Genomic DNA, 22,997 nt, shown 5'->3' on the forward strand with positions numbered 1-22,997 from the left:
GATAGCGCGTTCATGCCGCCAGTTCTCTCCATCATTGCCGCTAATCCGGGTATCCGGATTAGCGCGATTGCGATTTTCTTCTTCGGCCTGTCCGGTGCGACCACGGCTCCCTATATGTCGATCATTGGCATACACGAGTTGGGGTTGAGCAATGCGCATTACTCGCTGCTGATTTTCATCGCGTCCTGCGTCAATGTCGCCGCCAGCGTTGCCGTGGGGATCTTGGCCGACAGGCTTGGACATTTCCGCATGCCGATGGTCATGGTCAGCTTGTTTGGCGTGATCGGTTATGGGGTGGTGTTTCTTGAGCCGAACCAGATCATCTTCGTTGGCTCCGCGCTGCTATTGCTGCCGGTTTACAACGCCTTGAATTCGCTGATATTTGCCAATGTGCGGGCCGCATCCAAGGATATGCCGGTGCGTGAACTGATTGCGGTCAATTCCGGCGTGCGGGCGATTATATCGGCCTCCTGGGTCCTGGTGCCCGGTCTGGTGGGCTTCTTTCTGGCCGGTCAGAAAAGCATGCTGCCCGCCTTTCTGTTTGCCAGCCTCGGCGGACTTGCCTGTTTCATGCTGTTTCTGGTCTGGTTGCCGAAGGCGGAGGCAAGGGCCGAACCCTCGGCAAGCCTGGCGTTTTTTTCATCCCTGTCTAAAATCGCTTCGCCAGGATTATTGTTGCGGCTTGGCGCCATCGCGCTGATTACGGCCATGCTGCAAATGAACGGCGTCGTGCTGCCCCTTGTCATGACCGGGCCAGCGCATGGCACGACCGGCGATGTCGGTATTATCGTCGGTATCGTCGCCTTTCTGGAAATCATCTTCATTCTGTTCTGGGGCTGGGTGGAGCGCAAAACCTCCAGTGTCGCGACGCTTGTTGCCGGTTCGCTGATCTATTGCGTTTATTTGTTGTGCCTCGGTCTCGCCTCGCGGCCAGAACATGTCTATCTGCTCTCCGGCATTGCCGGTTTCGGCGCGGCGGCGATTATCAGCGTGCCGATTACCTATCTGCAAAACCTGATTGCCGATCGCGCGGGCCTTGGTAGTTCGCTCATTGCGGTGAATATCTTCTTGAGCGGTGGATTGAACTCGCTGCTCTTTGCATTCGGAACCGGTATCAGCGATTATTCCGGCACAGCAATGCTCGGCGCCTTGGCCGGATTCTGCGGGATTTTGCTGTTGCTGATGCTGGAAAAGCCACGGTCCTTCAGGGGTGCTCAATGACCGGAATACAGAGAAGAGACCATCATGGCAGAACGTGAACCAGAGAAGAACGACCGCGGTTTGCTGGAAGTCTGTGTGGATTCCGTTGCGGGGCTGGAGGCGGCGATTGCCGGTGGCGCGGACCGGATCGAGCTATGCGCCGCCCTTGACTGCGGGGGGCTGACGCCGACATCAGGCCTGATGCAGCGTGCCGCTCAGGCACCCATCCCGGTTTTTGCGATGATCCGGCCACGGGCAGGTGGTTTCGTGTTCTCACCTGATGAGGTCGCCGTCATGGCGGCGGATATCCACGCCGCACGGCAGGCAGGTTTGGCGGGTGTCGTACTTGGGGCGTCTCTGCCTGATGGACGACTGGACCTTGAGGTGCTTGGTAAGCTCACAGCGGTAGCGTCTGGCCTGGCTGTGACATTGCACCGGGCTTTCGACCTCGTGCCAGACTTTGATGAAGCGCTGGAGCAGGCGGTTGCGCTCGGGTTTGGCCGAATTCTCACGTCCGGTGGCGCGCAATCCGTCGTCGACGGTTTCGACCGTTTGACATCGCTTTCAAAAGCGGCAGGTGGCCGGATCATCATCCTGCCCGGTGGTGGGCTGCGGCCTGATCGCATCGCGCCGTTCTGGCAGGCCGGCTTGCGGGAGTTTCACGCCTCTTGCAGCGTGCCAGCGACGGTCGATCCCGTTCTGGTCGATTTTGGTTTTGCCAGGGCGGGGCAGGCGCAGACCGATAGCGATTTGGTCCGCAGACTTGTTGAGGCAATCGACAACTGCCGCACTCTGCCCTGATGGGTTATACGGTTTCCGGGTCCACCTGGCGCGGCGCGCCTTTTTCGTCCAGCGCCACCATGATGAAATGGGCATCGGTGACCTTTTGGCGCTCCTGCGTAAACTGCCTGCGGACCCAGCACTCGACATAGATGGTCATGGAGGTGCGACCGACCTGGCTGATGGATGTGTAGATGCACACGGTATCACCGACCTTGACCGGCAGCTTGAAGCTGACTTCCTTTATCGCTGCTGTGACCGTGCGACCTTTCGCGCGCTCGGAAGAGCGGATGCCAGCGGCGGCGTCCATCTGCGCCAGAACCCAGCCACCGAATATATCCCCGGCGGGATTGGTATCGGCTGGCATGGCGAGTGTGCGTAAGGTCAATTCGCCCTGGGGTTCGTCAATCTCGGTCATTGTCTTCCAACTTTCGTTTTCAGGATAGTAGAAGCTGCGTCGTTGCCGCAATCCTCAATTCAATCGAGAGAAGAGATAGGCTCTAGACACTGAAAGGTCGAGAGCGCAGGCATGCGCCGGCGACACTGCGGCTTTGCCGAAAAGCTTTACCTTGCGATTTTACCGCTTTTTAGAAACCTCGATGGAGGCGATCAGCCGCTCGACATAGGCGGAAAACAGGACACCCATATCGGTACTGTCGGGCAGCCGCAGCCAGAGCATTTGCAAACCATCCATCAGGCCGATAATTTCCGTTGCTATCCCTTGGGGATCTATGTCGGATTTGATCTCATGATTCATAATGCCTTCTGCAAAAATGTTGGCCAGTTTGCGGCGCAGTTGCAGGCTACGTTTGTGAAACCAGGCCTGGGCCGGGTGTCCGGCAAGCAGGCTTTCAGCGTTGAGGATCGAAAACGCCCGCACCACTCCTTCCGACTGCATGTTTTGGTTGGTGACCTCAACCAATAGGCCGAGGAAATCGCGCCAATGCGGCGTTTTCTTGTTTAAGTCCGGCGCTGTCTCTTTGTCTCGCCGTTCCAGGATCGCCAGGAGAAGGTCCACTTTGGTCGGAAAATAATGCAGAAGACCAGGAAGTGAGAGGCCGACATCCTCAGCAATGTCTGCAATCGCGGCATTTTGAAAGCCATCCTTGGCAAAACGGTTGAGGGCAGCCTGCAGGATTTCTTCTCGCCGCGCAGCCCCTTTCACCGAATTCCGGCGGCGGCCTGCAACCGTATCGACGGGAGCGCGGCCTGCATCGGATATGTCCTGTCTTGGCATTTCTCTCACTTTCAGGTTGCATGGCGTACCACCCTTAGAGCTTGTCTTTCAGAAAAGTGGAACTCAATTTTCTGAAAGACAAACGAAAACGTGAAAAACGACAGGATGGCGGCTCATTCTGAACCTGAGCGCCTTTATAGCCATATCGAAAACCGGGTGAAGGCAGACAGGTTGTCTTGCGAGAAATAATAATACCGAGTAGTTGGTAGGTAAATAGGGAGGACATGCGATGATCGACCGTCTGCTTGATGAGATGACCCTTGAGGAACAGGTTTCTTTGCTATCCGGTGCGGATTTCTGGACCACGGTGCCGGTGGAGCGGCTCGGTATTGCGAAGATCAAGGTAACCGACGGGCCAAATGGGGCGCGCGGCGGCGGGTCACTGGTTGGCGGCGTGAAGGCGACCTGCTATCCCGTTGCGATTGCGCTCGGTGCCACCTGGAACCCGGCACTTATCGAAGCCATGGGTGTTTCCCTGGCGGGACAGGTGAAAAGCAAGGGCGCGAGCGTCCTTCTTGCGCCAACCGTCAATATCCATCGGTCCGGTTTGAACGGGCGCAATTTCGAATGCTATTCCGAAGACCCCATGCTGACGGCTGCTTTGGCTGTTGCTTATATCAAAGGCGTGCAGAGCCAGGGTGTGGCGGCGACGATCAAGCATTTCGCAGGCAATGAATCCGAGATCGAACGGCAGACCATGTCTTCGGATATCGATGAACGCGCTTTGCGGGAAATCTATCTTCTACCCTTTGAACAGGCCGTGAAAAAGGCTGGTGTCATGGCGGTTATGTCCTCCTATAACCGGCTGAACGGTACCTATACAAGTGAACATGCCTGGCTGTTGACGGATGTTCTGCGCGAGCAATGGGGCTTTGACGGTATTGTCATGTCCGATTGGTTCGGTTCGCATTCCACATCCGAAACCATCAATGCCGGGCTTGATCTGGAAATGCCCGGCCCAACCCGTGACCGTGGTGAAAAGCTGGTGCAGGCGGTTCGCGACGGCACCGTCAGGCCGGAAACAGTACGCGAAGCGGCGGGGCGCATTCTCACTCTGCTGGAGCGGGTCGGGGCGTTTTCATCTGCGCCTGACCTGTCCGAACATGCCGAGGATTTGCCGGCTGACCGGGCGCTAATCCGCAAAATTGGCGCCGAAGGTGCGGTTCTTCTGAAGAATGACAACATCCTGCCGTTGGAAAAGGCATCCCTGAAGCGTGTCGCGGTTATCGGGCCGAATGCCGCTGTTGCCCGGGTGATGGGTGGCGGCAGTGCCCAGATCAATGCCCATTATACGATCAGCCCGCTTGAGGGCATTCGTGCGGCTTTGCAAGGCAGTGTCGACGTTCAGCACAGCGTAGCCTGCGGCAATAGCCGCTTGGTCAAGCTGTTTTCGCAACCGGTCACTGTTGAGTATTTCAAGGGCATCAATTGTCAGGCTACACCTGTGGCGACGGAAACCGTGCAGACGGGGGAATTTTTCTGGTTCGATCTGCCATCGCCGGATCTGTCTCTGGCTGATTTCTCGGTGCGTTTCACTAGTACCTTCACCCCGCAGGAGGATGGGCCGCATCTGCTGGGCATGACCAACTCGGGTCTTGCCAAGCTCTATGTCGATGAAGAACTTGTCATTGACGGCTATACCGGGTGGAAGCGCGGTGAGAATTTCTTTGGCACGGCCAATGATGAAATTCGGCACTCGGTGGAGATGAAGGCTGGCCGTAGCTACGCAATCAAAGTTGAATACCTGTCTCCACCGCCAGAGGAATACGGCATCCATATCACCGCGATCCGTTTCGGCATCGAGAAAATTCTCGGTGAAGACGCGATGGTGGAAGCAGTAGAATGTGCAAGAGGCGCGGATGTGGCGTTGCTCTTTGTTGGGCGCGAGGGGCAATGGGATACGGAAGGTCTCGATCTGCCTGATATGCGCCTGCCGGGCCGTCAGGAAGAATTGATCGAGCGCGTCAGCGCCGTCAATCCGAATTGCGTTGTTGTGCTGCAAACCGGTGGCCCCGTTGAAATGCCTTGGTTGGAAAAGGTCAAGGCGGTGCTTCAGGTCTGGTATCCAGGCCAGGAGCTTGGCAATGCTGTGGCCGATATGCTGTTTGGCGATCAGGAACCGGGCGGGCGTCTACCGCAGACGTTTCCAAAGCAGTTGTCGGATAATTCCGCCATCACAAATGACCCGTCGATCTATCCCGGCAAGGATGGCCATGTGCGTTATGAGGAGGGGGTATTTGTCGGTTACCGTCATCACGACAGCCGTAACATCGAGCCGCTCTTTCCCTTCGGGTTCGGGCTTGGCTACACCAGCTTTCATTGGGATGAGCCTAAGGCCTCCGCATCGGAAATGACCGTATCCGGCATAAAAGTCAGCGTAAAGGTCACCAATACCGGAAAACGGGCAGGGTCCGAAGTGGTGCAGGTTTATGTCGAGGCACCTGTCTCTGGTGTCGAGCGCCCATTGAAGGAGTTGCGGGCCTTTGCCAAAATCGCCCTGGGGCCAGGTGAAAGCGGTGAAGTGACGCTTGAAATCAGCCCGCGCGACCTGAGTTATTACGATGTCGATGCCGCGTCATTCCGGGCAGCTGCGGGACATTATCGGCTGCTGATTGGCGCCCATGCCCAGGACATCCGCAGCACGATCACGATTGCCAATCCGCAGGAATGGCTTGGCGCTGTCGGTGACAAGACGATCTGATCGATGGCTTAAATCATGAGGCGGGCCTCGAATCCATCCTGTCGCCCACTAGCGGGTGACAGGATGTCGAAGCGGGCATTCATCTGCTCTGCCAAACGCTCGATAATTGACAAGCCGAGGCCCGATCCGGGCGTGGTGGCATTGGCACGTTGGAAGCGTTTTCGAATGGCCACCAACTGCTCGGGTGGCAAAACCGGGGAGCCATTGACGACGCAGATCGTGCCGTCTTCGACAAGTGTCACCTCGACAGGCACGCCCTGTGTTCCATGCCGCACAGCATTTTCGATCATGTTGCGAATGACGATGGCAAAGGCGTCTTCGCTGATGGCGCGTGGAAGGGTCGCTGTTGGCGGATGTCGATAAACAATGGCATTTCCCGTCGCGCGCTGGAAATCCTCCACGACAAGATCGAGCACCGGTACGAGATCGACAGCCTGCCCGGTCGAGCCAATGCCCGCTTCTGCCCGAGACAATTGCAATAGTTTTTCCGCCAGGCCCGCAAGCTTTTGCAGGGAGGTTTCCACCTGACTTGCCCGGGCGCGGGCTTCCGGCTCCCGCAATTGGGCCAGCATCATTTGCGTCTGCGCCAGGGCGCCAGCAATGGGGGTGCGCAATTCGTGGGCGCTGTTGGCGGTAAATTCGCGCTCGGCATCCAAAGCGGCCCGCAATCGGGTGAGGAGAAGATTGACCGACCGCCCTATGGGCTGCAATTCTTTGGGCAGTGGGCTAAGGTCGATTTCCGCCAGATTGCCATGATCCTTTTCGCTGATTTCCTGCCGAAACTGTTCGACGGGACGCAGGGAACGGCGGATGATCAGCCAGGCGGCCAAAACGCTGAGCGGAACCAGCGCAATCACCGGCAGCAGCATGCCAAGGCCAGCCGCAAGGGCAGAGATATGCCGATGGGTCATCGAGTCGGCCACTTGAACGATGATCGTGTCGCTGACCGCTGTTGTCGTATAAATCCGGTATGTGTCGTTTTGCCAGAAACCGGGTGTTAGCGGTGCGGGCAGGGGGGCTGCGGCCTCGGCGTGGGAATGCATCAGGACGCGACCGCTTGCATCTCTCACCTGATAGATCAGATATCCGTCGGAATCGGGATCGACGGTCGTGAGGATTTGCACGGGGCTCTTCAGCGGATCGCGCTGCATGATGTCATCGACGACCAATGGCAAAAGCCGGTCGCCGGTCTCCTGCAGGGCGCTGTCGAAAATCTCTCCGAATTCAGCCTGCATGACGATGGCGCCGCAGCTTGCCGCCACCAGCCAAAGCACGGTAATCGCGCCGGAAAGCCACAGGAGAAGTTTGCGGGTAATGCTCGGCATGGTCATGCCGCTCCCGCAATGCTGTAGCCAACGCCGCGGACGGTTAGCAGGCGATCCTTGCCGATCTTTTTGCGCAACCGGCTGACATAGACTTCCACCGTATTGCTTTCGATTTCAGATCCGAACGCATACAGGGCTTCCTCGATGCGGGATTTGGAGACCACGGCACCGGGCCGTGCCAAAAGCGCATCAAGCACCGCCCATTCCCGGCTGGAGAGGCTAATGGCGTCGGCACCGTCGGCAATACGACGCTCGGCAGGATTGATTTCCAATGTGCCGATGCGAATGATTGGATTTGGCTTTGCGGCGTAACGGCGCGCGACCGCTAATATGCGTGCCGTCAGCTCATCGAGATTGAATGGCTTGACCAGATAATCGTCAGCACCGGAGTTGAGGCCCTCGATCCGATCCGAAATCTGGTCATGGGCGGTGAGGATAATGATCGGGGTCACGTCGCCATGGTCGCGCAACCGTTTCAGAAAGTCGATGCCGTTGCCGTCAGGCAAGCGCAGGTCAAGCAGTATCAGGCCATAGGCAACGGTCCTGGTACAGGCCTCGGCGTCCAGTAGCCCCTTCATCCAGTCCACAGCATGACCGGCCGCCCCGACATGATCGCGAATGGCCTGACCCAGAACAGCGTCATCTTCTACCAGCAATACCCGCATGCATATCTCCGATCAGAACGGCTGGGGCGCAAGACGCCCGAAATACAAAGCTGGACACCTCTAAAAACCTCCCCATTTTCCGCGTTTCATGATTCAATCCGGCCAGTGTGATTTTCTGGGAGCGGATGATGCGTGGGCAACCGGGCTTTTGGGATTTGGATGATCGTTACGAACGGCTGAGTGCCGTCGGCGATCCGCTGGAGAAGCTCAACAGCATCATTCCATGGGCGATATTTGAAAAACCTTTAGCGAAGGCGCTGAAGCGGTCCGACGGATCGAAGGGTGGACGTCCACCATTTCCGTCGGTTCTGATGTTTAAAATCCTGGTGCTGCAAGCGCTTTATAATCTCTCCGACGACCAAGCGGAGTTTGTTATCCAGGACCGGCTGTCGTTTATGCGTTTCCTTGGCCTTTCCCTTTCGCAGAAGGTGCCGGATGCCAAGACGATCTGGCTGTTCCGAGAGAGTTTGGTGCGTGCAGGTGCCATTGATAATCTGTTTGCCCGTTTCGACAAGCATCTCTCACGTTCCGGATATCTGGCCAAAGGCGGGCAGATCGTTGACGCCACGATCATCCAGGCTCCCAAGCAACATAACAGCCAGGACGAGAAAGACGCGATCAAGGCCGGCGAAATCCCTGAGGACTGGAAGGATAAACCCGCCAGGCTGGCCCAGAAGGACCGCGACGCGCGATGGACAGTGAAGTATTCCAAGGCGAAACGGCCAACGGAGACGCCGACGTCGACGACGACTGGCCAGCACGATATTGCCATTCCAATGTTTGGTTACAAAAACCATGCAGGCATCGACCGAGCCCATGGCTTTATCCGGGGATGGACGGTGACGAGTGCGAGCGCCCATGACGGAGCCCAGCTTCGAAACGTAGTGACCAAAGACAATACCGCGTCGACGGTCTGGGCCGATACGGCCTATCGCTCCAAGACCAACGAGGAATGGTTGCAGGACAATGGCCTAAAGTCCGACATCCATCAGAAGAAGCCAAAGGGCAAACCCATGCCGGAGGCGATGTCGCGCGCCAACGGCCGTCGTTCGAAGGTCCGCTCCGCCATCGAACATGTCTTTGCGCGGCAGAAGGACAAGATGAAGCTCTTCGTGCGCACCATCGGAATCAGCCGAGCGAGGGTGAAGATCGGCATGGCCAATATCACCTACAACATGCTTCGCTATGTCTGGCTGACTGGAAAACCACGGACCGCATAACGCGCAGCTGGCCGGAAGGCCGAAATGCATGCCGCAGATGCGGCAATCATCACAAAAAATGGGCGATCATCCGCGCGAGTTCATCGCGGAAATACATCCACGGCACCATCTTGCCAACTGCGACCGGTAAATCGAGGTGTCCAGCTTTTGACGTTCTTTATGACACCTAGCTTAAGCGGGTCGAAATTTCAGAAAAATCTTGGAAGGCAGCACACGGCGGATCTTTCAGCTTGGTGTCAGCGCAACTGCCGATAAAGGGCAATCGCGTCGATAAACGGTGTTTTCTACGTTCGTTGGCTGGATGCGGCGACGGCTCCCAGAAGCAGTCGATGGGTTGGTAGACAGGAGGTTCGATATGAAGATTGTGCTGATTGCCTTGTCTATCACTCTGGCTCTGGCAGGCACGACTTTGGCCGGGGGAAAATGCGCGGTGCCGCTGAAGGAATGGCAACCCCGAGAGAGTTTGCAGAGAAAGCTTGAAGGAGAGGGCTGGAATGTTCGCTCCATCCGGAGCGGCGACGGGTGCTATGAGGCCCACGCTATCGATTCCAGCGGCAACGCAGTCGAAGCCTATTTCGATCCGAAAACGTTTAAGCCTGTTGACGAGAACGATTGAGCGCTTTGATACGGTCACGTATCGCCCAATTTCCATGGTGGAACAATAAAATTTAGCAAAAAAAGCGCCGCGTTTTGAGGCGCGGCGCTAAATCAATTCCCGAAGTCGAGGGGACTTCTTCGGGCGGCTACAGGTTGGGCGAAAGGATCTCAGAGTGGCAGAGGGGATGCCGGAGGAAGATCCATTCCCTGTGAGAAATACTTTAGAAGCAGTTTCTTACCTTAATATTAAATAAAACTAATAAAATGGAGCCTCATATATCTTTTTTGTAAATTCGTCCCTCGAGCAGGTCGATCTGTATCTGCTGCAACTCAGCCAAGCGCGCCCATTGATGGGCCATCTGGTGGTCGATCTTTTCATGCAATTGGCGGATCTCCAGTTCGGCGCGCAGATTGATCATGTAATCGTTTTCTGCCCGCTGCCGATCCTTTTCCTCCTGGCGCTTCTGGCTCATCATGATGATCGGCGCCTGCATTGCTGCAACACAGGACAGCAGCAGATTGAGGAGGATGTAGGGATAGGGGTCGAATGGCCGAAGAAACAGCCCGATAGAGTTGATTGCCATCCAGGTGACGAGGATGATCGAAAAGATGATGATGAATCGCCAGGAGCCGCCAAAAGAGGCGACAGCATCCGAGGCGCGATCGCCAAACCGGGTGGGCCGTTCGATCTCCACTGCTGCGGCCTGGACGGTGGAAACATCGCGGCCAAGATCGGCGATCACGCGCCGGTCAAGGTCTGAAAGTTCGCCGCGTTCTTCCTGAAGCAGTTTTTCCACCCGCTGGCGACGCAGTGCTGACAGATCGTCGTCGCAAATCCTGGCATCGGCGGCCAAGGGGCCGCATTGCGCCTCGATTAATCCTATCAACGAAGATCGCATGGAGTTGACGGCATGCAAATGCCTTGGCGGAACGGTTTTATGGCAGAGGCAGCAGCGATGGGCTTGCTGGCTGGACGTGGGAGAAATGTTGGACACGCAGGGCTCCGACAGAAAAGACCAGGCACGACAAAATTGCCGCCCCGGCCCTCTGATGCATAGCTTCAAAATTCACGGGACGCAAAGAACCGTTTGTGTGCCTGCAACTTTGCGAATGCCCGTCCTGTGCTATTGCGGTGTCCTTATACGATGCCGCCAGAGCCGCCTTTGACCGCTGGCCGTTGTGCTGCGACTTTGGCACGGTAGCCGGAGGCACGATAGGCCGCGACCGGGTCGATTGCGCCGCCAGCGTCAAGCCGGGCCTTTGCCAGGATCGGCTCCACGTCGGTGCGATAGGCGCGTTTCAACGTTTCGGTGGCCATCAGCGCATCATTATCGTTCTGATAGCCGTCCAGTGCGGCGCGATCCACCAGCAAGGCCTGGGCATAGGCCCGGCGTATTTCGTTGGCGCTGGCAATCAGGCTTTCAATCGGATCGGTCACATTATGCGACTGGTCGATCATATGGGCGGGGTGGAAGCCTTCGACGCCGCGATACTGTGCATCCACCAGCTCGTTGAACACCAGAAACAAGCGGTAGGGCTCGATCGAACCTGCATCCAGATCGTCATCGCCATATTTCGAGTCATTGAAGTGGAAGCCGCCCAGCTTGCCGAACTGGATTAGCCGCGCCACGATCATTTCAATATTGGTATTGGGCGCGTGATGGCCGAGATCGACAAGGCACTGTGCTTTCGGCCCCAGCGTCTGGGCAATCAGGTAGTTGGTCCCCCAATCCTGAACGATGGTGGAATAGAAGGCCGGTTCATACATCTTGTGTTCGGAAAACAGCCGCCAATCATCCGGCAGCTTTTTGTAGATCTCGGCCATCGAGGCGAGGTAACGCTCGAATGATTTGGTAAAATTGCTCTGGCCGGGGAAATTTGAGCCGTCACCGACCCAGACGGTCAGGGCTTTCGAACCGAGTTGATCGCCAAGTTCGATACATTCGATATTGTGCTCGATGGCCTGTTGCCGAGTTGCGGCATCGACATGGCTGAGCGACCCGTATTTGTAGGAATGGGCCTGATCGGCGGCATCCGAAAACGTGTTGGAGTTCATGGCATCGAAGCCGAGGCCAAGGGTAGCGGCCTTGGCTGTCAGCTCCTTGGGATCTGCCTTGTCCCACGGGATATGCAGCGAGACGTTCGGTGTGGCGCGGGTCAATTGTTGGATGACACCGCAATCGTCGAGCTTGTCGAAGATGTGACGCGGCTCGCCCAATCCGGGAAAGCGGGCAAAGCGTGTGCCGCCCGTGCCGACCCCCCAGGAGGGGACGGCAACGAAAAACTCGGAAACGGATTTAGTGATGGCGTCGATGTCGATATTGCTGCGCGCCAGCTTTTCGCCAAGCGCGCTATAGTCTGATGTCAGGGCGCTTGCCCGCTTTTCATTGTCTGCGGCAACCGCGTCCGCAGTGATGTTCATATCTGTCATGCTTTCCTCCCGGGGATGCATTGGTTTTTTGCCAGAGGTTTAGCGCGTAAAACTCTGGGCGTTGCCTGCATCGACATTGATGATATTGCCGGTCGATTTTGCCGAGGCATCCGAAGCCAGGAAGTAGATGGCTTGGGCAATATCTTCGGGAAACACGTTCAGCTTCAGCATCGAACGCTTGCGGTAATGTTCCTCAAGATCGTCCACCTCGATCTTGGAGGATGCCGCACGCTGTTCTCGCCATTCGCCATTCCAGATTTTTGAGCCGCGCAGCACGGCATCTGGATTGACGGTGTTGACGCGGATACCGGCATCGGCACCTTCCAGCGCCAGGCACCGGGCAAGATGAATTTCCGCTGCCTTGGCGGTGCAATAGGCCGAGGCATTGGGGGAGGAGGCAAGACCGTTTTTCGAGGCGACAAACACGACATTGCCACCCAATGCCTGACGGCGGAATAGCCGGAAGGCTTCCCGTGATACCAGGAAGTAGCCGGTGGCAAGAATGTCGATATTCTTGTTCCACATGGCAAGCGTGGTGTCCTCGACGGGAGCAGACGAAGCAATGCCCGCATTCGATACCAGAATATCGACCCCGCCGAACTCGACACTGGCCTCAGCAAAGGCGCTGATGACGGCATCTTCGCGGGTGACGTCCAGTTGAACCGAGCGCACGGCGTCAGCGCCATGGCGCTTGGTGAAATCAGCCGTCGTGTCCGAAAGTGCTGATGCGTCGATATCGGCCAGCACAACGCAAGCGCCTTCGGCAACCAGCCGCTCCGCCGTAGCCCTGCCGATGCCGCCCGCGCCGCCAGTGACGAAAGCGACCTTTCCGGCCAGGCTTTTCGGCTTGGGCATGCGTTGCAGCTTTGCTTCTTCCAGCAGCCAATATTCGATATCGAAGGCTTCCTGCTCCGGCAGGCCCTGATACTCCGACACTGTCGATGCGCCACGCATGACATTGATGGCATTGACGTAGAACTCACCGGCGATCCGCGCCGTCGCCTTGTCCTTGGCGAAAGACAACATGCCGACGCCCGGAATGAGGAAGATCACTGGATTGGGATCACGGATTTTCGGAGAATTGTCGTGTTTGCAGCTCTCATAATAGCGCTGGTAATCAGCACGATAGGCCTCAAGGGCCGCATCGAGACCGGCAAGCACGGCATCCACATCCGGCTGACCCGGATTGAAATCCACGATCAGCGGCCGGATCTTGGTACGCAGGAAATGATCGGGGCAGGAGGTACCCAGCGCACCGAGTGGCTGGAGATGATTGGAATTGACGAATTCCAGCACGGCATCCTGATCGTCGAAATGGCCAAGCTTGCGTTCCGCCTTGCCGATCCGTCCGCGAATTTCCGGCATCAGCCTTGCGGCAATGGCGCGACGCTCGGCGGACGGCAGGCTTTGCGTCGCCGCACCGCCGAAAATCACCTTGCCTTCGGTTTCGCGCGCAAACCACTGGATGGCTTTGTTGATGATATCAAGCGTCAGCTCGTAGCAGGTCTTGGCGTCATTGTCCCAGGTAAACAGGCCGTGGCTTTCCAGCACGACGCCCTTGGCCTGCGGATTGGCCTTGACGAAGGCTTCCAGATCGAGCCCAAGCTGAAAGCCAGGACGGCGCCAGGGCAGCCAGCCGATTTCGTCGCCAAAGATCACCTTTGTCAGCTCTTTCGAGTTCTTCGACGCGGCAATGGCGATGATCGCATCCGGATGCATGTGATCGACATGGGTGAACGGCACGAATCCATGCAGCGGCGTATCGATGGACGCCGCACGCGGATTGAGATTGAATGTGCAATGAGGGAGAAAGCCGACCATGCGGTCTTCATCGTGAACGCCCTGGTAAATACCTTTCAGCGCCTCAAGCTTGTCTTGGTAGAGGGTCGCGAAACCGTCGAGTTTGATGGTGCCGACATCGCCGCCGGACCCCTTGACCCACAAAACCTTGACCGACTGGCCGGTGAGCGGATCGATTTCCATGACCTTGGCCGAGGTGTTGCCGCCACCATAATTGGTAATGCGCTTGTCGGCGCCAAGCAGGTTGGACCGGTAGAGCAGCTTGCCTGCCTCATCCAGCGTTTCGGCGTAGACATCATCCCAGCGATTGTCGAGAAGGCGGGGTTGGCCCGCTGCGGTTTGGCCCGTCATGGAAGTCCTCCCAAATGTGATTTCAAGGCCCGCCATGTCAGCGGGCGCTCCATCCTGTTATGGGTATCGCGCAAATTCATCGCTCGTGTCAATCAAAAACGATCACAAATGTTCATTGTGCGTTGCAATATAATCTATTTTGATCGTTTGTGATTGACATCATCAATCTGTTAAGCCTAAAACATGCTCAGGAGGACCCCCATGCACGAACGCGAACGCCATCGCATTATACTCAGCGCCATCCAGGAAAAGCCTGTGGTGACGGTGCAGGATATTGCTGAATTGACGGATGCGTCCGAAGCAACCATCCGGCGCGACATTGCATCGCTGCATGTCCAGGGGAAATTACGCCGGGTGCGGGGCGGGGCGGAAGCGGTACATCCACCGCAACAGGGCAATCTGGCTGCCCGACCGTTCAGGGTGTCGGAATCAGTCAATATCGATAAGAAACGCGCAATTGCGCGCGCCGCTGTTGAACTCTGCGAGGAAGGCGATTCGATCATCATCAATGGTGGAACGACCACCTTTCAGATGGTGCATTTCATGTCGGCCCGGCGCTTGCAGGTGATGACCAATTCCTTTGCGATCGCCGAGCATCTGGTCAAGCATTCGAAATGCACGATCAACGTGCCGGGCGGGGCGATCTACCGGGACCAAAGCCTGATCCTGTCGCCTTTCGAGAATGATGCGATCCGCAATTTCTATGCCCGCCGGATGTTCATCGGTGCTCAGGGTATTTCGGCGCTGGGCGTGATGGAGCCGGATGCGCTGGTGATCCAGAGCGAGCAACGGCTGATGCGCCAGGCCGATGAGCTGATCGTCATGGTCGATTCGACGAAATTCACACGGCGTTCCAGCATGATTTTATGTGGGCTGGATGCCGTCTCAACCATCATCACCGATGACGGCGTGCCTGAAGAGGCGGCCCATATGGTGGAGGCGGCTGGAATAAAGCTTTTGACGGTCCGGGCTTCGACCTCGGCCGACAGGGAGGACGCCCCTTCGGTCGCTTGAGGAAGCGATACGACCGTTTGGGGGAATAACGGTTTTAACATCTGGGAGGATAACAACATGAAAATTTCAAGACGATTGTTCGGTGCGGCAGCGATTGCCTTCGTGACGACGGCTGGCATGGCGCATGCCGCCGATATGAAGATTGCTATCGTGGTGAAATCGCTCGGCAACGGTTTCTTCGAGGCGGCCAACAAGGGCGCGGAAGAGGCGGCCAAGGAACTGGGTGGCGTCAAGATCATCTATACCGGTCCGACCACGACGACAGCTGAAGGCCAGATCGAAGTGATCAATTCCCTGATCGCCCAGGGCGTCGATGCCATCGCGATTTCCGCCAATGACCCGGATGCCGTGGTTCCGGCCCTGAAGAAGGCTGCACAGCGCGGCATCAAGGTGATTTCCTGGGATTCCGGCGTGGCGCCTGCTGGCCGTATCATGCATCTCAACCCGTCTTCGAACGAGTTGATCGGCAAGATGTGCCTGAAACTGGCCGCCGATCATCTGGCTGATGGCAAGGGCGATTTCGCCATCCTGTCGGCCACCACCACCTCGACCAACCAGAATATCTGGATTGCCGAGATGAAAAAGCAGTTGAAGGACTTCCCCGGCCTCAACCTCACCACCACGGTCTATGGTGATGACCTCGCTGACAAGAGCTACCGGGAAGCCAATGGCATCCTGACCTCCCATCCAAATGTGAAGGTTATCGTTGCTCCGACCACGGTCGGTGTCTTGGCTGCCTCGCAGGCCGTGAAGGATGCTGGCAAGATTGGTCAGGTCTATGTGACCGGGCTTGGCCTGCCATCGGAAATGGCTGGCGCGATCAAATCTGGTGCCACCAAGGAATTCGCGATCTGGAACCCGATCGATCTCGGCTATTCGGCCACCCAAATCGCCTATCATCTGGTGAAAGGTGACGCGACCGGCAACCCCGGCAGCGAGGTTCCGGCTGGACGAATGGGCAAGATCAAGATCGGCGACAATGGTGAGGCAGCGATGGCCGATCCCTTTGTCTACGATGCCAAGAATATCGATCAGTTCTCAAAAATCTTCTGATCCTGCCACTTTATACAGTGAGGTCTGAGGCAATCGAACTCGGCGGCAGCTGCCGCCGGGAACCCTTATCCGTTCCTGGCTTCCCTGGCCTGATCTGGTGCAATCGATGATGAGTGTCCAAACCAAAAAGCTTGATGCAATACCGCTCGGTGATCGCGCACCGATACTGGAGATGCGCGGCATTTCGCAGATCTTTCCAGGTGTGAAGGCGCTGGATGGTGTGAATATCGCCCTTTATCCCGGCGAGGTCACGGCATTGATCGGTGAAAATGGCGCTGGAAAGTCGACGCTGGTCAAGATTCTGACCGGTATTTACCGGCCCAATGAGGGTGAGATCGTCATTGATGGTTCGCCGGTGAGCTTCGCCAATGCCCAGGCCGCCATCGATGCGGGCGTCACGGCCATCCACCAGGAAACCGTGCTTTTCGATGAGTTGAGCGTTGCGGAAAACATCTTCCTCGGCCATGCGCCGAAAACCCGTTTCGGCTTCATCGACTGGAAGGGCATCAACACCAAAGCCAGGACGCTGATGGATCGGCTGGAAAGCAAGATCGATCCAACCATTAAATTGAAGGACCTCTCGATTGCCCAGCGGCATTTGGTGGCGATTGCGCGCGCACTTTCTGTTGAAGCGCGGATCGTTATCATGGACGAGCCGACGGCGGCCCTGTCGCGCAAGGAAATCGATGATCTGTTTCGCATTGTTGACGGGTTGAAGCGAGACGGAAAGGCGATCCTGTTCATCAGTCACAAATTCGATGAAGTCTATGAAATCGCCGAGAATTACGCGGTATTCCGCGATGGAAAGATGGTCGGCTCCGGCCAGTTGCAACAGACGCCGCAGGATGAGATCGTTCGGCTGATGGTTGGCCGCGATGTGCATGACGCTTTTCCGAAGGTCGACGTGGCCATCGGCGCTCCGGTGCTTTCCGTCTCACAGTATTGCCACGAAACCGAGTTTCGCGACATTTCCTTTCAATTGCGCAAGGGCGAGATCATTGGCGTTTACGGGTTGATCGGTGCGGGCCGTTCCGAACTGTGCCAGTCGCTGTTTGGCATTACCCGCCCGGCCTCAGGAACTGTGACGCTGGAGGGCAAGGTTGTCGATATCCGCTCGCCCGCGGATGCCATTGCCGCTGGCATCGTCTATGTGCCGGAAGAGCGCGGGCGTCATGGGTTGGCGCTGCAAATGCCGATTTACCAGAATATGTCCCTGCCTTCTCTGGCGCGTGTTTCGGCGCGTGGTTTTCTCAAGGCCATCAATGAATTTTCCCTGGCGCGCCACTATGCCGAACGGCTGGACCTGCGGGCGGCGGCGCTGTCCGTGCCTGTTGGCACGCTGTCGGGGGGCAATCAGCAGAAAGTGGTGATCGGCAAATGGCTGGCCACCAAGCCGAAGGTCATCATTCTCGATGAGCCAACCAAGGGGATCGATATCGGCTCCAAGGCTGCCGTGCATGGCTTTATCTCCGAACTCGCGGCAGAGGGCCTGTCGATCATCATGATTTCCTCCGAACTGCCGGAGATCCTTGGCATGTCCGACCGGGTGATGGTGATGCGCGAGGGATTGCAGGCTGGAATTTTTGAGCGGGAGGCGCTGACACCGGAAGTTCTGGTGCGCGCCGCAACCGGCAATGCGTGAGGTTTGACAATGAAAAGCCTGCTGAAACACCGCGAGATCGCATTGGGTGTCATCATCCTGTTGCTGATCGCCGGGTTCTCCACCCGGGCAGACGGATTTGCCTCGCCAGGCAATCTGGCGACGATCTTCAACGATACGTCTATCCTGATCATTCTGGCGCTGGCGCAGATGACAGTGATCCTTACCAAATCAATCGATCTGTCGGTTGCCGCCAATCTCGCCTTTTCCGGCATGGCGGTGGCGATGCTGGATTCGAACTTCCCCGGCCTGCCGCTGGTGCTGCTGATTGCGGCGGCGGTGCTGATCGGGGCGGCACTTGGCGCTGTTAATGGCTATCTCGTCTGGTTGTTGCAGATCCCCCCCATCGTCGTGACGTTGGGTACGCTGACGATCTATCGCGGCATGGCTTTCGTGTTGTCTGGCGGGGCCTGGGTCAACGCCCATCAGATGACGCCGGATTTCCTCAACCTGCCGCGCATTGTCATCATGGGGCTTCCTGTCCTGGCATGGATCGCAGTGATCGTGGTCATTGCCATGGCTGTGGTGCTGGGACGCACCACCTTTGGCCGCGCCACTTATGCCGCCGGTGGGAATGCGACGGCTGCGGTTTATGCCGGCATCGATATCGGACGGACACGATTTCTGGCCTTCGTGCTATCAGGCGGACTTGCTGGCCTCTGCGGTTATCTCTGGGTGTCGCGCTATGCAGTTGCCTATGTGGATATAGCCAGCGGTTTTGAATTGGATAGCGTGGCGGCCTGCGTTATCGGCGGCATTTCGATTGCCGGTGGCATCGGCTCGGTCGCCGGCACCGTGCTGGGGGCTTTGTTTCTCGGCGTTATCAAGAATGCGTTGCCTGTCATCGGCATTTCACCCTTCGCTCAGATGGCAATATCGGGTGTGGTGATTGTTTTGGCCGTGGTGTTTAACGCCCGTGCCGAACGCAGAAAGGGCCGGATCATCCTGCGGGACAGGGCCGCGGGCAGCACGGTTCAGGAGGTTACGGCATGACAATGGCACCTGTTGAACAAACCCCGGCCAAGCGCCGTATTCCCGACAAGCTCGGCACGCCGATACGCCGCCTGCTGGCCAGCTGGGAAGTGCTGTTATTGGGCGTCGCAGTGATAATTTTCATCGCCAACGCGCTGGCCTCCCCTTATTTTCTGGACGCCTGGAACCTGTCGGACGCCACCTTCAATTTCACTGAAAAAGCGATGATCGCTTTTGCCATGGCATTGTTGGTGATTGCCGGTGAAATCGATCTTTCGGTCGCTGCGATCATTGCGCTGGCCTCGACGGCCATGGGCGCCGCAGCCCAGTTGGGTGTCGGCACGCCGGGCCTGGTGGTGATCGGTATCGGCGTTGGACTGTTATGCGGGGTGTTCAATGGCGTGCTGGTTGCCGGGCTGAAACTGCCTTCCATCGTCGTCACCATCGGCACGATGAGCCTGTTTCGCGGCATTTCCTATATTGTGCTCGGCGATCAGGCCTATGGAAAGTACCCGGAAAGCTTCGCCTATTTCGGCCAGGGCTATGTGGCCTGGGTGTTTTCCTTCGAATTCGTCCTCTTCCTTGTGCTGGCTGCCCTGTTTGCGGTGCTGCTGCATGCCACCAATTTTGGCCGTCAGGTCTATGTGATCGGCAATAATCCGCTGGCAGCCAGATTTTCAGGCATTCCGGTCGATCGGGTCAAATTCATCCTGTTTTTGCTGACCGGATTGATGAGTGGCATTGCTGCAGTTTGCCTGACCTCCCGGCTGGGCTCGACACGGCCATCCATTGCTCAAGGCTGGGAATTGGAAGCCGTCACCATGGTGGTGCTGGGCGGCGTGTCGATTGTTGGTGGGGCTGGCACGATTGGCGGAGTGGTGATTGCAGCCTTCGTCATGGGGCTGGTGACATTTGGGCTTGGACTGTTGAACGTACCGGGCATCGTCATGTCGATCTTCATCGGCCTGTTGCTGATCATCACCATTGCCCTGCCAATTCTGGCACGCCGGATGCGGGATATGAGGACATGAGCATGGCAGAAACAGAAAAATATGCCTTCAAGATGCAGCTCCATCCAGGCATGGAGGCCGAATATAAAAAGAGGCACGATGCAATCTGGCCCGAACTGGTTGCTCTGTTGCATGAGGCTGGCGTCAGTGATTATTCCATCCACCTCGACCGGGAAACAAACACACTCTTCGGCCTGCTGACCCGTCACAAAAGCCACGGCATGGCCGCACTGCCTGAGCACCCGGTCATGCAGCGCTGGTGGGCGCATATGGGTGATATCATGGCGACCAATCCGGATGGGTCGCCGGTCGCTGTCGATCTCGTGCCGGTGTTTTACATGCCATGAGCAGGATATCCGAAACCGTCGCCGTCATCGATATTGGCAAGACCAATGCCAAGGTCGTCGTCTTGCAGGCCTCGACGGGGTTGGAGCTTGGCTGTCGGCGTATGCCAAATACAGTTGTAGGGGAGGGGCCTTATCCGCATTTCGATACGGACAAGCTGTGGTCCTTTATCCTGGACGCCTTGAAAGCCTTCGCTGCCGGGCCGGGTTTCGAGGCAATTTCCATCACCACCCATGGCGCAAGTGCTGCCCTGCTTGGCGCTGACGGTGAACTGTCAATGCCGGTGCTGGATTACGAATACCGCTATCCAGAAGCGATTATTCAAGCGTATGAGGCCCTGCGACCGGGATTTGAGGACACATTTTCACCGCGCCTGCCGGGCGGCCTCAACCTCGGCGCCCAGTTGCATTACCAGAAGACCGCCTTTCCTGAGCTTTTTGCCAGGGTTGCGACCATTGTCACCTATCCGCAATATTGGGCTTTCAGACTGACCGGCGTGACGGCGAATGAGGCGACGTCACTTGGATGCCATACGGATTTATGGCAACCGCAGCAGGGCTGTTATTCAAGCCTGGTCGAGCGATTGGAACTTGGTCCGTATCTCGCTCCTTTGCGTTCGGCTTTCGATGCTTTGGGGGATGTCACGCAATCACTGGCCGAACAGATAGGGCTCTCACGCCCCATTTCTGTCTATTGCGGCATTCACGATAGCAATGCGTCGCTGCTGCCGCATTTGTTGCGGCGTGAAAAGCCTTTCGCTGTGGTTTCCACCGGCACCTGGATCATCGGATTTGCAGTCGGCAGCACTGTCGCGCATCTCGATCCGGTTCGCGATACCTTGGCCAATGTCGATGCGCATGGCCAGGCCGTGCCCTCGTGCCGCTATATGGGCGGACGGGAATTCGAAATACTGACCCAGGGATTGGCGGCCCCGGATGAGGTTGAGATCGAGCGGGCGGCAGAGCAGGTGATCAGCGGTGATGTCATGCGCCTGCCAAGCGTGGTCAAGGGCTCCGGTCCTTATCCGACCCGAAACGGTGGATGGACAGTGATGCCGGAAGGCGCGGCACAGTTCTATGCAGCGGCGAGCCTTTATACGGCGATGATGACGGCATCTTCGCTGTCGTTGATTGGCGCGACAGGCCCTGTTCTCGTCGAAGGGCCGTTTGCCAAAAACCGTCTCTACCTTCGCGCTCTTGCCGCCTGTGCCGGGCGTGAGGTTGTGGTGGCTGAAGGCGGAACGCCGACCGGGACCGCGGAAGGGGCCGCGCTGTTGACAGGCATGGCAGTGCCTGTGCCGGGTGAGATCCATGTCGGCCAGGATCAGCTTGATTTGAAGACTTATTTTCAGGACTTTCAGGATCGGTGCGGCATGCTCTTTCCTGAAGCCTCCACGCCAACGTGAAGTGCGGGTGATTTTACCCGCTTGGTTTGTGTTTGTCGGCTTGTTAGACATACGGTGATGGTGGCTTGTTCCGATGGGAACCAGTCGCATCGTGATTTCAGCATGCAGATCGGAGACATCCTCATGAAATTCGTCAGTTTTACCCGACTTGGCCGGGCCGGATTCGGCGCGGTGGTCGGCGGTGGCATCGTCGATCTTACCGGTCGTCTCAGCTATGATTGCCTGACCCTGAAACAGGCGATCCTGGACGATCTCCTGGAAATCGCCGCCGACTATGCCGGTGACCGCAAACCGGAACTGGCATTTTCGGATGTTACTCTGCTGCCGGTCATTCCTGATCCGGCCAAGATCCTGTGCATCGGCGTCAATTATGTCGCCCATCGGGAGGAAACCAAACGGCCTGAAGTTGGTCATCCAACCGTTTTCATTCGCTTTGCCGATAGCCAGATTGGCCATGGCCAACCGATGATCAAGCCAAGCCAATCCGAGTGCCTCGATTTCGAAGCGGAGCTTGCTGTGGTGATCGGCCGCGGCGGACGCGATATCAGTGAGGAAGATGCCATGCAGCATATTGCTGGTTATTCCTGCTATCACGACGGTTCGGTGCGCGATTGGCAGCGCCATAGTTCACAATTTGCGCCGGGCAAGAATTTTCCGGCGACTGGCGCTTTCGGTCCGGCTTTGGTGACGCCGGATGAGGTGGAGGATTATACCCAGCTTTCCATCACGGGGCGCCTGAACGGCGAGATCGTTCAGCAGGCGACGCTGGCCGATCTGATTTTCCCCATTCCGGCGCTGATTGCTTATCTTTCCGCCTTCACACCCTTGTCGGCAGGCGATGTAATCGTCACTGGAACGCCTGGTGGCGTCGGTGAAAGACGCGAGCCGCCGTTGTACATGAAGGCGGGCGATGTGTTCGAGGTGGATATTCCTGGTGTTGGCCTGCTCGTCAACCCGGTGATCGGCGCGCTTTAAAGCGATAGCCTTTTCTGGGCGGGCTTTCTTGCGCCCGTCCAGAATGGCCCTTTGCGGGGGTGCCTTTGCCGCAAGGCCGTGCCGCGATTGAGCGCTCAGGCCATGTTTTCCGGCCCGCAAAATGGAACGGAATTTTTTTCAATTTGTAAATCATTGTTAGAACGGAGCCGGGAGCTGTGCTTTCCGGCCCGCGTTTCTGCGCTACATCATGTATTAAAGAAAGTTCGAATGTTTGTAACTGCCCCTTAATTCCTAT

20 protein-coding genes are annotated in these 22,997 nt (G+C 57.1%); 13 read left to right on the plus strand and 7 right to left on the minus strand.

The features are described from left to right. The first annotated feature begins 12 nt into the window (after positions 1-12). Both V6582_RS22650 and V6582_RS22655 read left to right on the plus strand, forming a co-directional pair. Positions 13-1,221, plus strand: coding sequence for an MFS transporter (locus V6582_RS22650; RefSeq protein WP_156632252.1), 1,209 nt, complete (start codon positions 13-15; stop codon positions 1,219-1,221). Positions 1,222-1,245: 24 nt separating this feature from the next. Beyond that, complete coding sequence (locus V6582_RS22655) at positions 1,246-2,001, plus strand: copper homeostasis protein CutC (RefSeq protein WP_156632253.1); 756 nt, start codon at positions 1,246-1,248, stop codon at positions 1,999-2,001. Between the two features lie 4 nt (positions 2,002-2,005). On the opposite strand, the gene V6582_RS22660 is transcribed toward V6582_RS22655, so the two are convergent. Together V6582_RS22660 and V6582_RS22665 are read right to left on the minus strand one after the other, a co-directional pair. Beyond that, the gene (locus tag V6582_RS22660) at positions 2,006-2,398 is read right to left on the minus strand and encodes an acyl-CoA thioesterase (RefSeq protein WP_156632254.1); all 393 of its coding nucleotides are present in this window, start codon (positions 2,396-2,398) and stop codon (positions 2,006-2,008) included. 159 nt (positions 2,399-2,557) lie between these two features. Then, complete coding sequence (locus tag V6582_RS22665) at positions 2,558-3,217, minus strand: TetR/AcrR family transcriptional regulator (RefSeq protein WP_156632255.1); 660 nt, start codon at positions 3,215-3,217, stop codon at positions 2,558-2,560. A 229-nt stretch (positions 3,218-3,446) separates the two neighbouring features. On the opposite strand from V6582_RS22665, the gene V6582_RS22670 reads away from it, so the two are divergent. Then, positions 3,447-5,918 carry a beta-glucosidase gene (locus tag V6582_RS22670; RefSeq protein ID WP_156632256.1) on the plus strand — a complete coding sequence of 824 codons (2,472 nt, stop codon included), beginning with the start codon at positions 3,447-3,449 and terminating at the stop codon, positions 5,916-5,918. Between the two features lie 8 nt (positions 5,919-5,926). Here V6582_RS22670 and V6582_RS22675 read toward each other — a convergent pair whose 3' ends face one another. Continuing rightward, on the minus strand, positions 5,927-7,249 hold the full coding sequence (locus tag V6582_RS22675; RefSeq protein WP_156632257.1) for a sensor histidine kinase: 1,323 nt from the start codon (positions 7,247-7,249) through the stop codon (positions 5,927-5,929). Then, a complete protein-coding gene (locus V6582_RS22680) occupies positions 7,246-7,908 on the minus strand; it encodes a response regulator transcription factor (protein WP_156632258.1) in 663 nt (220 codons plus the stop codon). The genes V6582_RS22675 and V6582_RS22680 overlap by 4 nt, the downstream gene beginning before the upstream one ends. A gap of 128 nt (positions 7,909-8,036) precedes the next feature. Between V6582_RS22680 and V6582_RS22685 the strand changes: the two genes are divergently transcribed. After that, positions 8,037-9,128, plus strand: coding sequence for an IS5 family transposase (locus V6582_RS22685; RefSeq protein WP_349508847.1), 1,092 nt, complete (start codon positions 8,037-8,039; stop codon positions 9,126-9,128). A 355-nt stretch (positions 9,129-9,483) separates the two neighbouring features. Continuing rightward, entirely contained in the window at positions 9,484-9,744 is a 261-nt protein-coding gene (locus V6582_RS22690) for a PepSY domain-containing protein (RefSeq protein ID WP_156632663.1), read from the plus strand. 253 nt (positions 9,745-9,997) lie between these two features. On the opposite strand, the gene V6582_RS22695 is transcribed toward V6582_RS22690, so the two are convergent. From V6582_RS22695 to V6582_RS22705, 3 genes are all read right to left on the minus strand, one after another. After that, positions 9,998-10,612: a DUF1003 domain-containing protein gene (locus V6582_RS22695; RefSeq protein ID WP_349508999.1), complete on the minus strand. Its 615-nt coding sequence runs from the start codon at positions 10,610-10,612 to the stop codon at positions 9,998-10,000. 251 nt (positions 10,613-10,863) lie between these two features. After that, a complete protein-coding gene (rhaI, locus tag V6582_RS22700) occupies positions 10,864-12,156 on the minus strand; it encodes an L-rhamnose catabolism isomerase (RefSeq protein WP_156632665.1) in 1,293 nt (430 codons plus the stop codon). Positions 12,157-12,195: 39 nt separating this feature from the next. Further along, the gene (locus tag V6582_RS22705; protein WP_156632666.1) at positions 12,196-14,307 is read right to left on the minus strand and encodes a bifunctional rhamnulose-1-phosphate aldolase/short-chain dehydrogenase; all 2,112 of its coding nucleotides are present in this window, start codon (positions 14,305-14,307) and stop codon (positions 12,196-12,198) included. A 201-nt stretch (positions 14,308-14,508) separates the two neighbouring features. On the opposite strand from V6582_RS22705, the gene V6582_RS22710 reads away from it, so the two are divergent. The 8 genes from V6582_RS22710 (at position 14,509) to V6582_RS22745 (ending at position 22,741) form a co-directional block, all read left to right on the plus strand. Beyond that, the gene (locus V6582_RS22710; protein ID WP_012654477.1) at positions 14,509-15,321 is read left to right on the plus strand and encodes a DeoR/GlpR family DNA-binding transcription regulator; all 813 of its coding nucleotides are present in this window, start codon (positions 14,509-14,511) and stop codon (positions 15,319-15,321) included. A 57-nt stretch (positions 15,322-15,378) separates the two neighbouring features. Continuing rightward, complete coding sequence (gene rhaS, locus V6582_RS22715; RefSeq protein WP_156632667.1) at positions 15,379-16,374, plus strand: rhamnose ABC transporter substrate-binding protein; 996 nt, start codon at positions 15,379-15,381, stop codon at positions 16,372-16,374. 106 nt (positions 16,375-16,480) lie between these two features. After that, positions 16,481-18,016 carry a sugar ABC transporter ATP-binding protein gene (locus tag V6582_RS22720; RefSeq protein ID WP_197434416.1) on the plus strand — a complete coding sequence of 512 codons (1,536 nt, stop codon included), beginning with the start codon at positions 16,481-16,483 and terminating at the stop codon, positions 18,014-18,016. A gap of 9 nt (positions 18,017-18,025) precedes the next feature. Continuing rightward, positions 18,026-19,027: an ABC transporter permease gene (locus V6582_RS22725; RefSeq protein WP_156632668.1), complete on the plus strand. Its 1,002-nt coding sequence runs from the start codon at positions 18,026-18,028 to the stop codon at positions 19,025-19,027. A gap of 2 nt (positions 19,028-19,029) precedes the next feature. Beyond that, entirely contained in the window at positions 19,030-20,037 is a 1,008-nt protein-coding gene (locus V6582_RS22730; protein WP_156632762.1) for an ABC transporter permease, read from the plus strand. Positions 20,038-20,039: 2 nt separating this feature from the next. Continuing rightward, positions 20,040-20,363 carry an L-rhamnose mutarotase gene (gene rhaM / locus V6582_RS22735; protein WP_156632669.1) on the plus strand — a complete coding sequence of 108 codons (324 nt, stop codon included), beginning with the start codon at positions 20,040-20,042 and terminating at the stop codon, positions 20,361-20,363. Further along, positions 20,360-21,766: an FGGY-family carbohydrate kinase gene (locus tag V6582_RS22740; RefSeq protein ID WP_156632670.1), complete on the plus strand. Its 1,407-nt coding sequence runs from the start codon at positions 20,360-20,362 to the stop codon at positions 21,764-21,766. The genes rhaM and V6582_RS22740 overlap by 4 nt, the downstream gene beginning before the upstream one ends. 123 nt (positions 21,767-21,889) lie before the next feature. Then, positions 21,890-22,741 carry a fumarylacetoacetate hydrolase family protein gene (locus V6582_RS22745; protein WP_156632671.1) on the plus strand — a complete coding sequence of 284 codons (852 nt, stop codon included), beginning with the start codon at positions 21,890-21,892 and terminating at the stop codon, positions 22,739-22,741. Positions 22,742-22,997 lie beyond the last annotated feature (256 nt).

The organism is Agrobacterium vitis (genome assembly GCF_037039395.1).
Taxonomy (GTDB): Bacteria; Pseudomonadota; Alphaproteobacteria; order Rhizobiales; family Rhizobiaceae; genus Allorhizobium; species Allorhizobium vitis_E.

What these genes read in the sequence shown, in the direction of transcription:
- rhaI (WP_156632665.1), bottom strand. Translation starts at nt 12,156, where the DNA reads ATGACAGATATGAACATCACTGCGGACGCGGTTGCCGCAGACAATGAA.
- V6582_RS22660 (WP_156632254.1), bottom strand. Translation starts at nt 2,398, where the DNA reads ATGACCGAGATTGACGAACCCCAGGGCGAATTGACCTTACGCACACTC.
- V6582_RS22650 (WP_156632252.1), top strand. Translation starts at nt 13, where the DNA reads ATGCCGCCAGTTCTCTCCATCATTGCCGCTAATCCGGGTATCCGGATT.
- V6582_RS22745 (WP_156632671.1), top strand. Translation starts at nt 21,890, where the DNA reads ATGAAATTCGTCAGTTTTACCCGACTTGGCCGGGCCGGATTCGGCGCG.
- V6582_RS22665 (WP_156632255.1), bottom strand. Translation starts at nt 3,217, where the DNA reads ATGCCAAGACAGGACATATCCGATGCAGGCCGCGCTCCCGTCGATACG.
- V6582_RS22705 (WP_156632666.1), bottom strand. Translation starts at nt 14,307, where the DNA reads ATGACGGGCCAAACCGCAGCGGGCCAACCCCGCCTTCTCGACAATCGC.
- V6582_RS22690 (WP_156632663.1), top strand. Translation starts at nt 9,484, where the DNA reads ATGAAGATTGTGCTGATTGCCTTGTCTATCACTCTGGCTCTGGCAGGC.
- rhaS (WP_156632667.1), top strand. Translation starts at nt 15,379, where the DNA reads ATGAAAATTTCAAGACGATTGTTCGGTGCGGCAGCGATTGCCTTCGTG.
- V6582_RS22655 (WP_156632253.1), top strand. Translation starts at nt 1,246, where the DNA reads ATGGCAGAACGTGAACCAGAGAAGAACGACCGCGGTTTGCTGGAAGTC.
- V6582_RS22685 (WP_349508847.1), top strand. Translation starts at nt 8,037, where the DNA reads ATGCGTGGGCAACCGGGCTTTTGGGATTTGGATGATCGTTACGAACGG.
- V6582_RS22675 (WP_156632257.1), bottom strand. Translation starts at nt 7,249, where the DNA reads ATGACCATGCCGAGCATTACCCGCAAACTTCTCCTGTGGCTTTCCGGC.
- V6582_RS22720 (WP_197434416.1), top strand. Translation starts at nt 16,481, where the DNA reads ATGATGAGTGTCCAAACCAAAAAGCTTGATGCAATACCGCTCGGTGAT.
- V6582_RS22710 (WP_012654477.1), top strand. Translation starts at nt 14,509, where the DNA reads ATGCACGAACGCGAACGCCATCGCATTATACTCAGCGCCATCCAGGAA.
- V6582_RS22725 (WP_156632668.1), top strand. Translation starts at nt 18,026, where the DNA reads ATGAAAAGCCTGCTGAAACACCGCGAGATCGCATTGGGTGTCATCATC.
- V6582_RS22680 (WP_156632258.1), bottom strand. Translation starts at nt 7,908, where the DNA reads ATGCGGGTATTGCTGGTAGAAGATGACGCTGTTCTGGGTCAGGCCATT.
- V6582_RS22740 (WP_156632670.1), top strand. Translation starts at nt 20,360, where the DNA reads ATGAGCAGGATATCCGAAACCGTCGCCGTCATCGATATTGGCAAGACC.
- V6582_RS22730 (WP_156632762.1), top strand. Translation starts at nt 19,030, where the DNA reads ATGGCACCTGTTGAACAAACCCCGGCCAAGCGCCGTATTCCCGACAAG.
- rhaM (WP_156632669.1), top strand. Translation starts at nt 20,040, where the DNA reads ATGGCAGAAACAGAAAAATATGCCTTCAAGATGCAGCTCCATCCAGGC.
- V6582_RS22670 (WP_156632256.1), top strand. Translation starts at nt 3,447, where the DNA reads ATGATCGACCGTCTGCTTGATGAGATGACCCTTGAGGAACAGGTTTCT.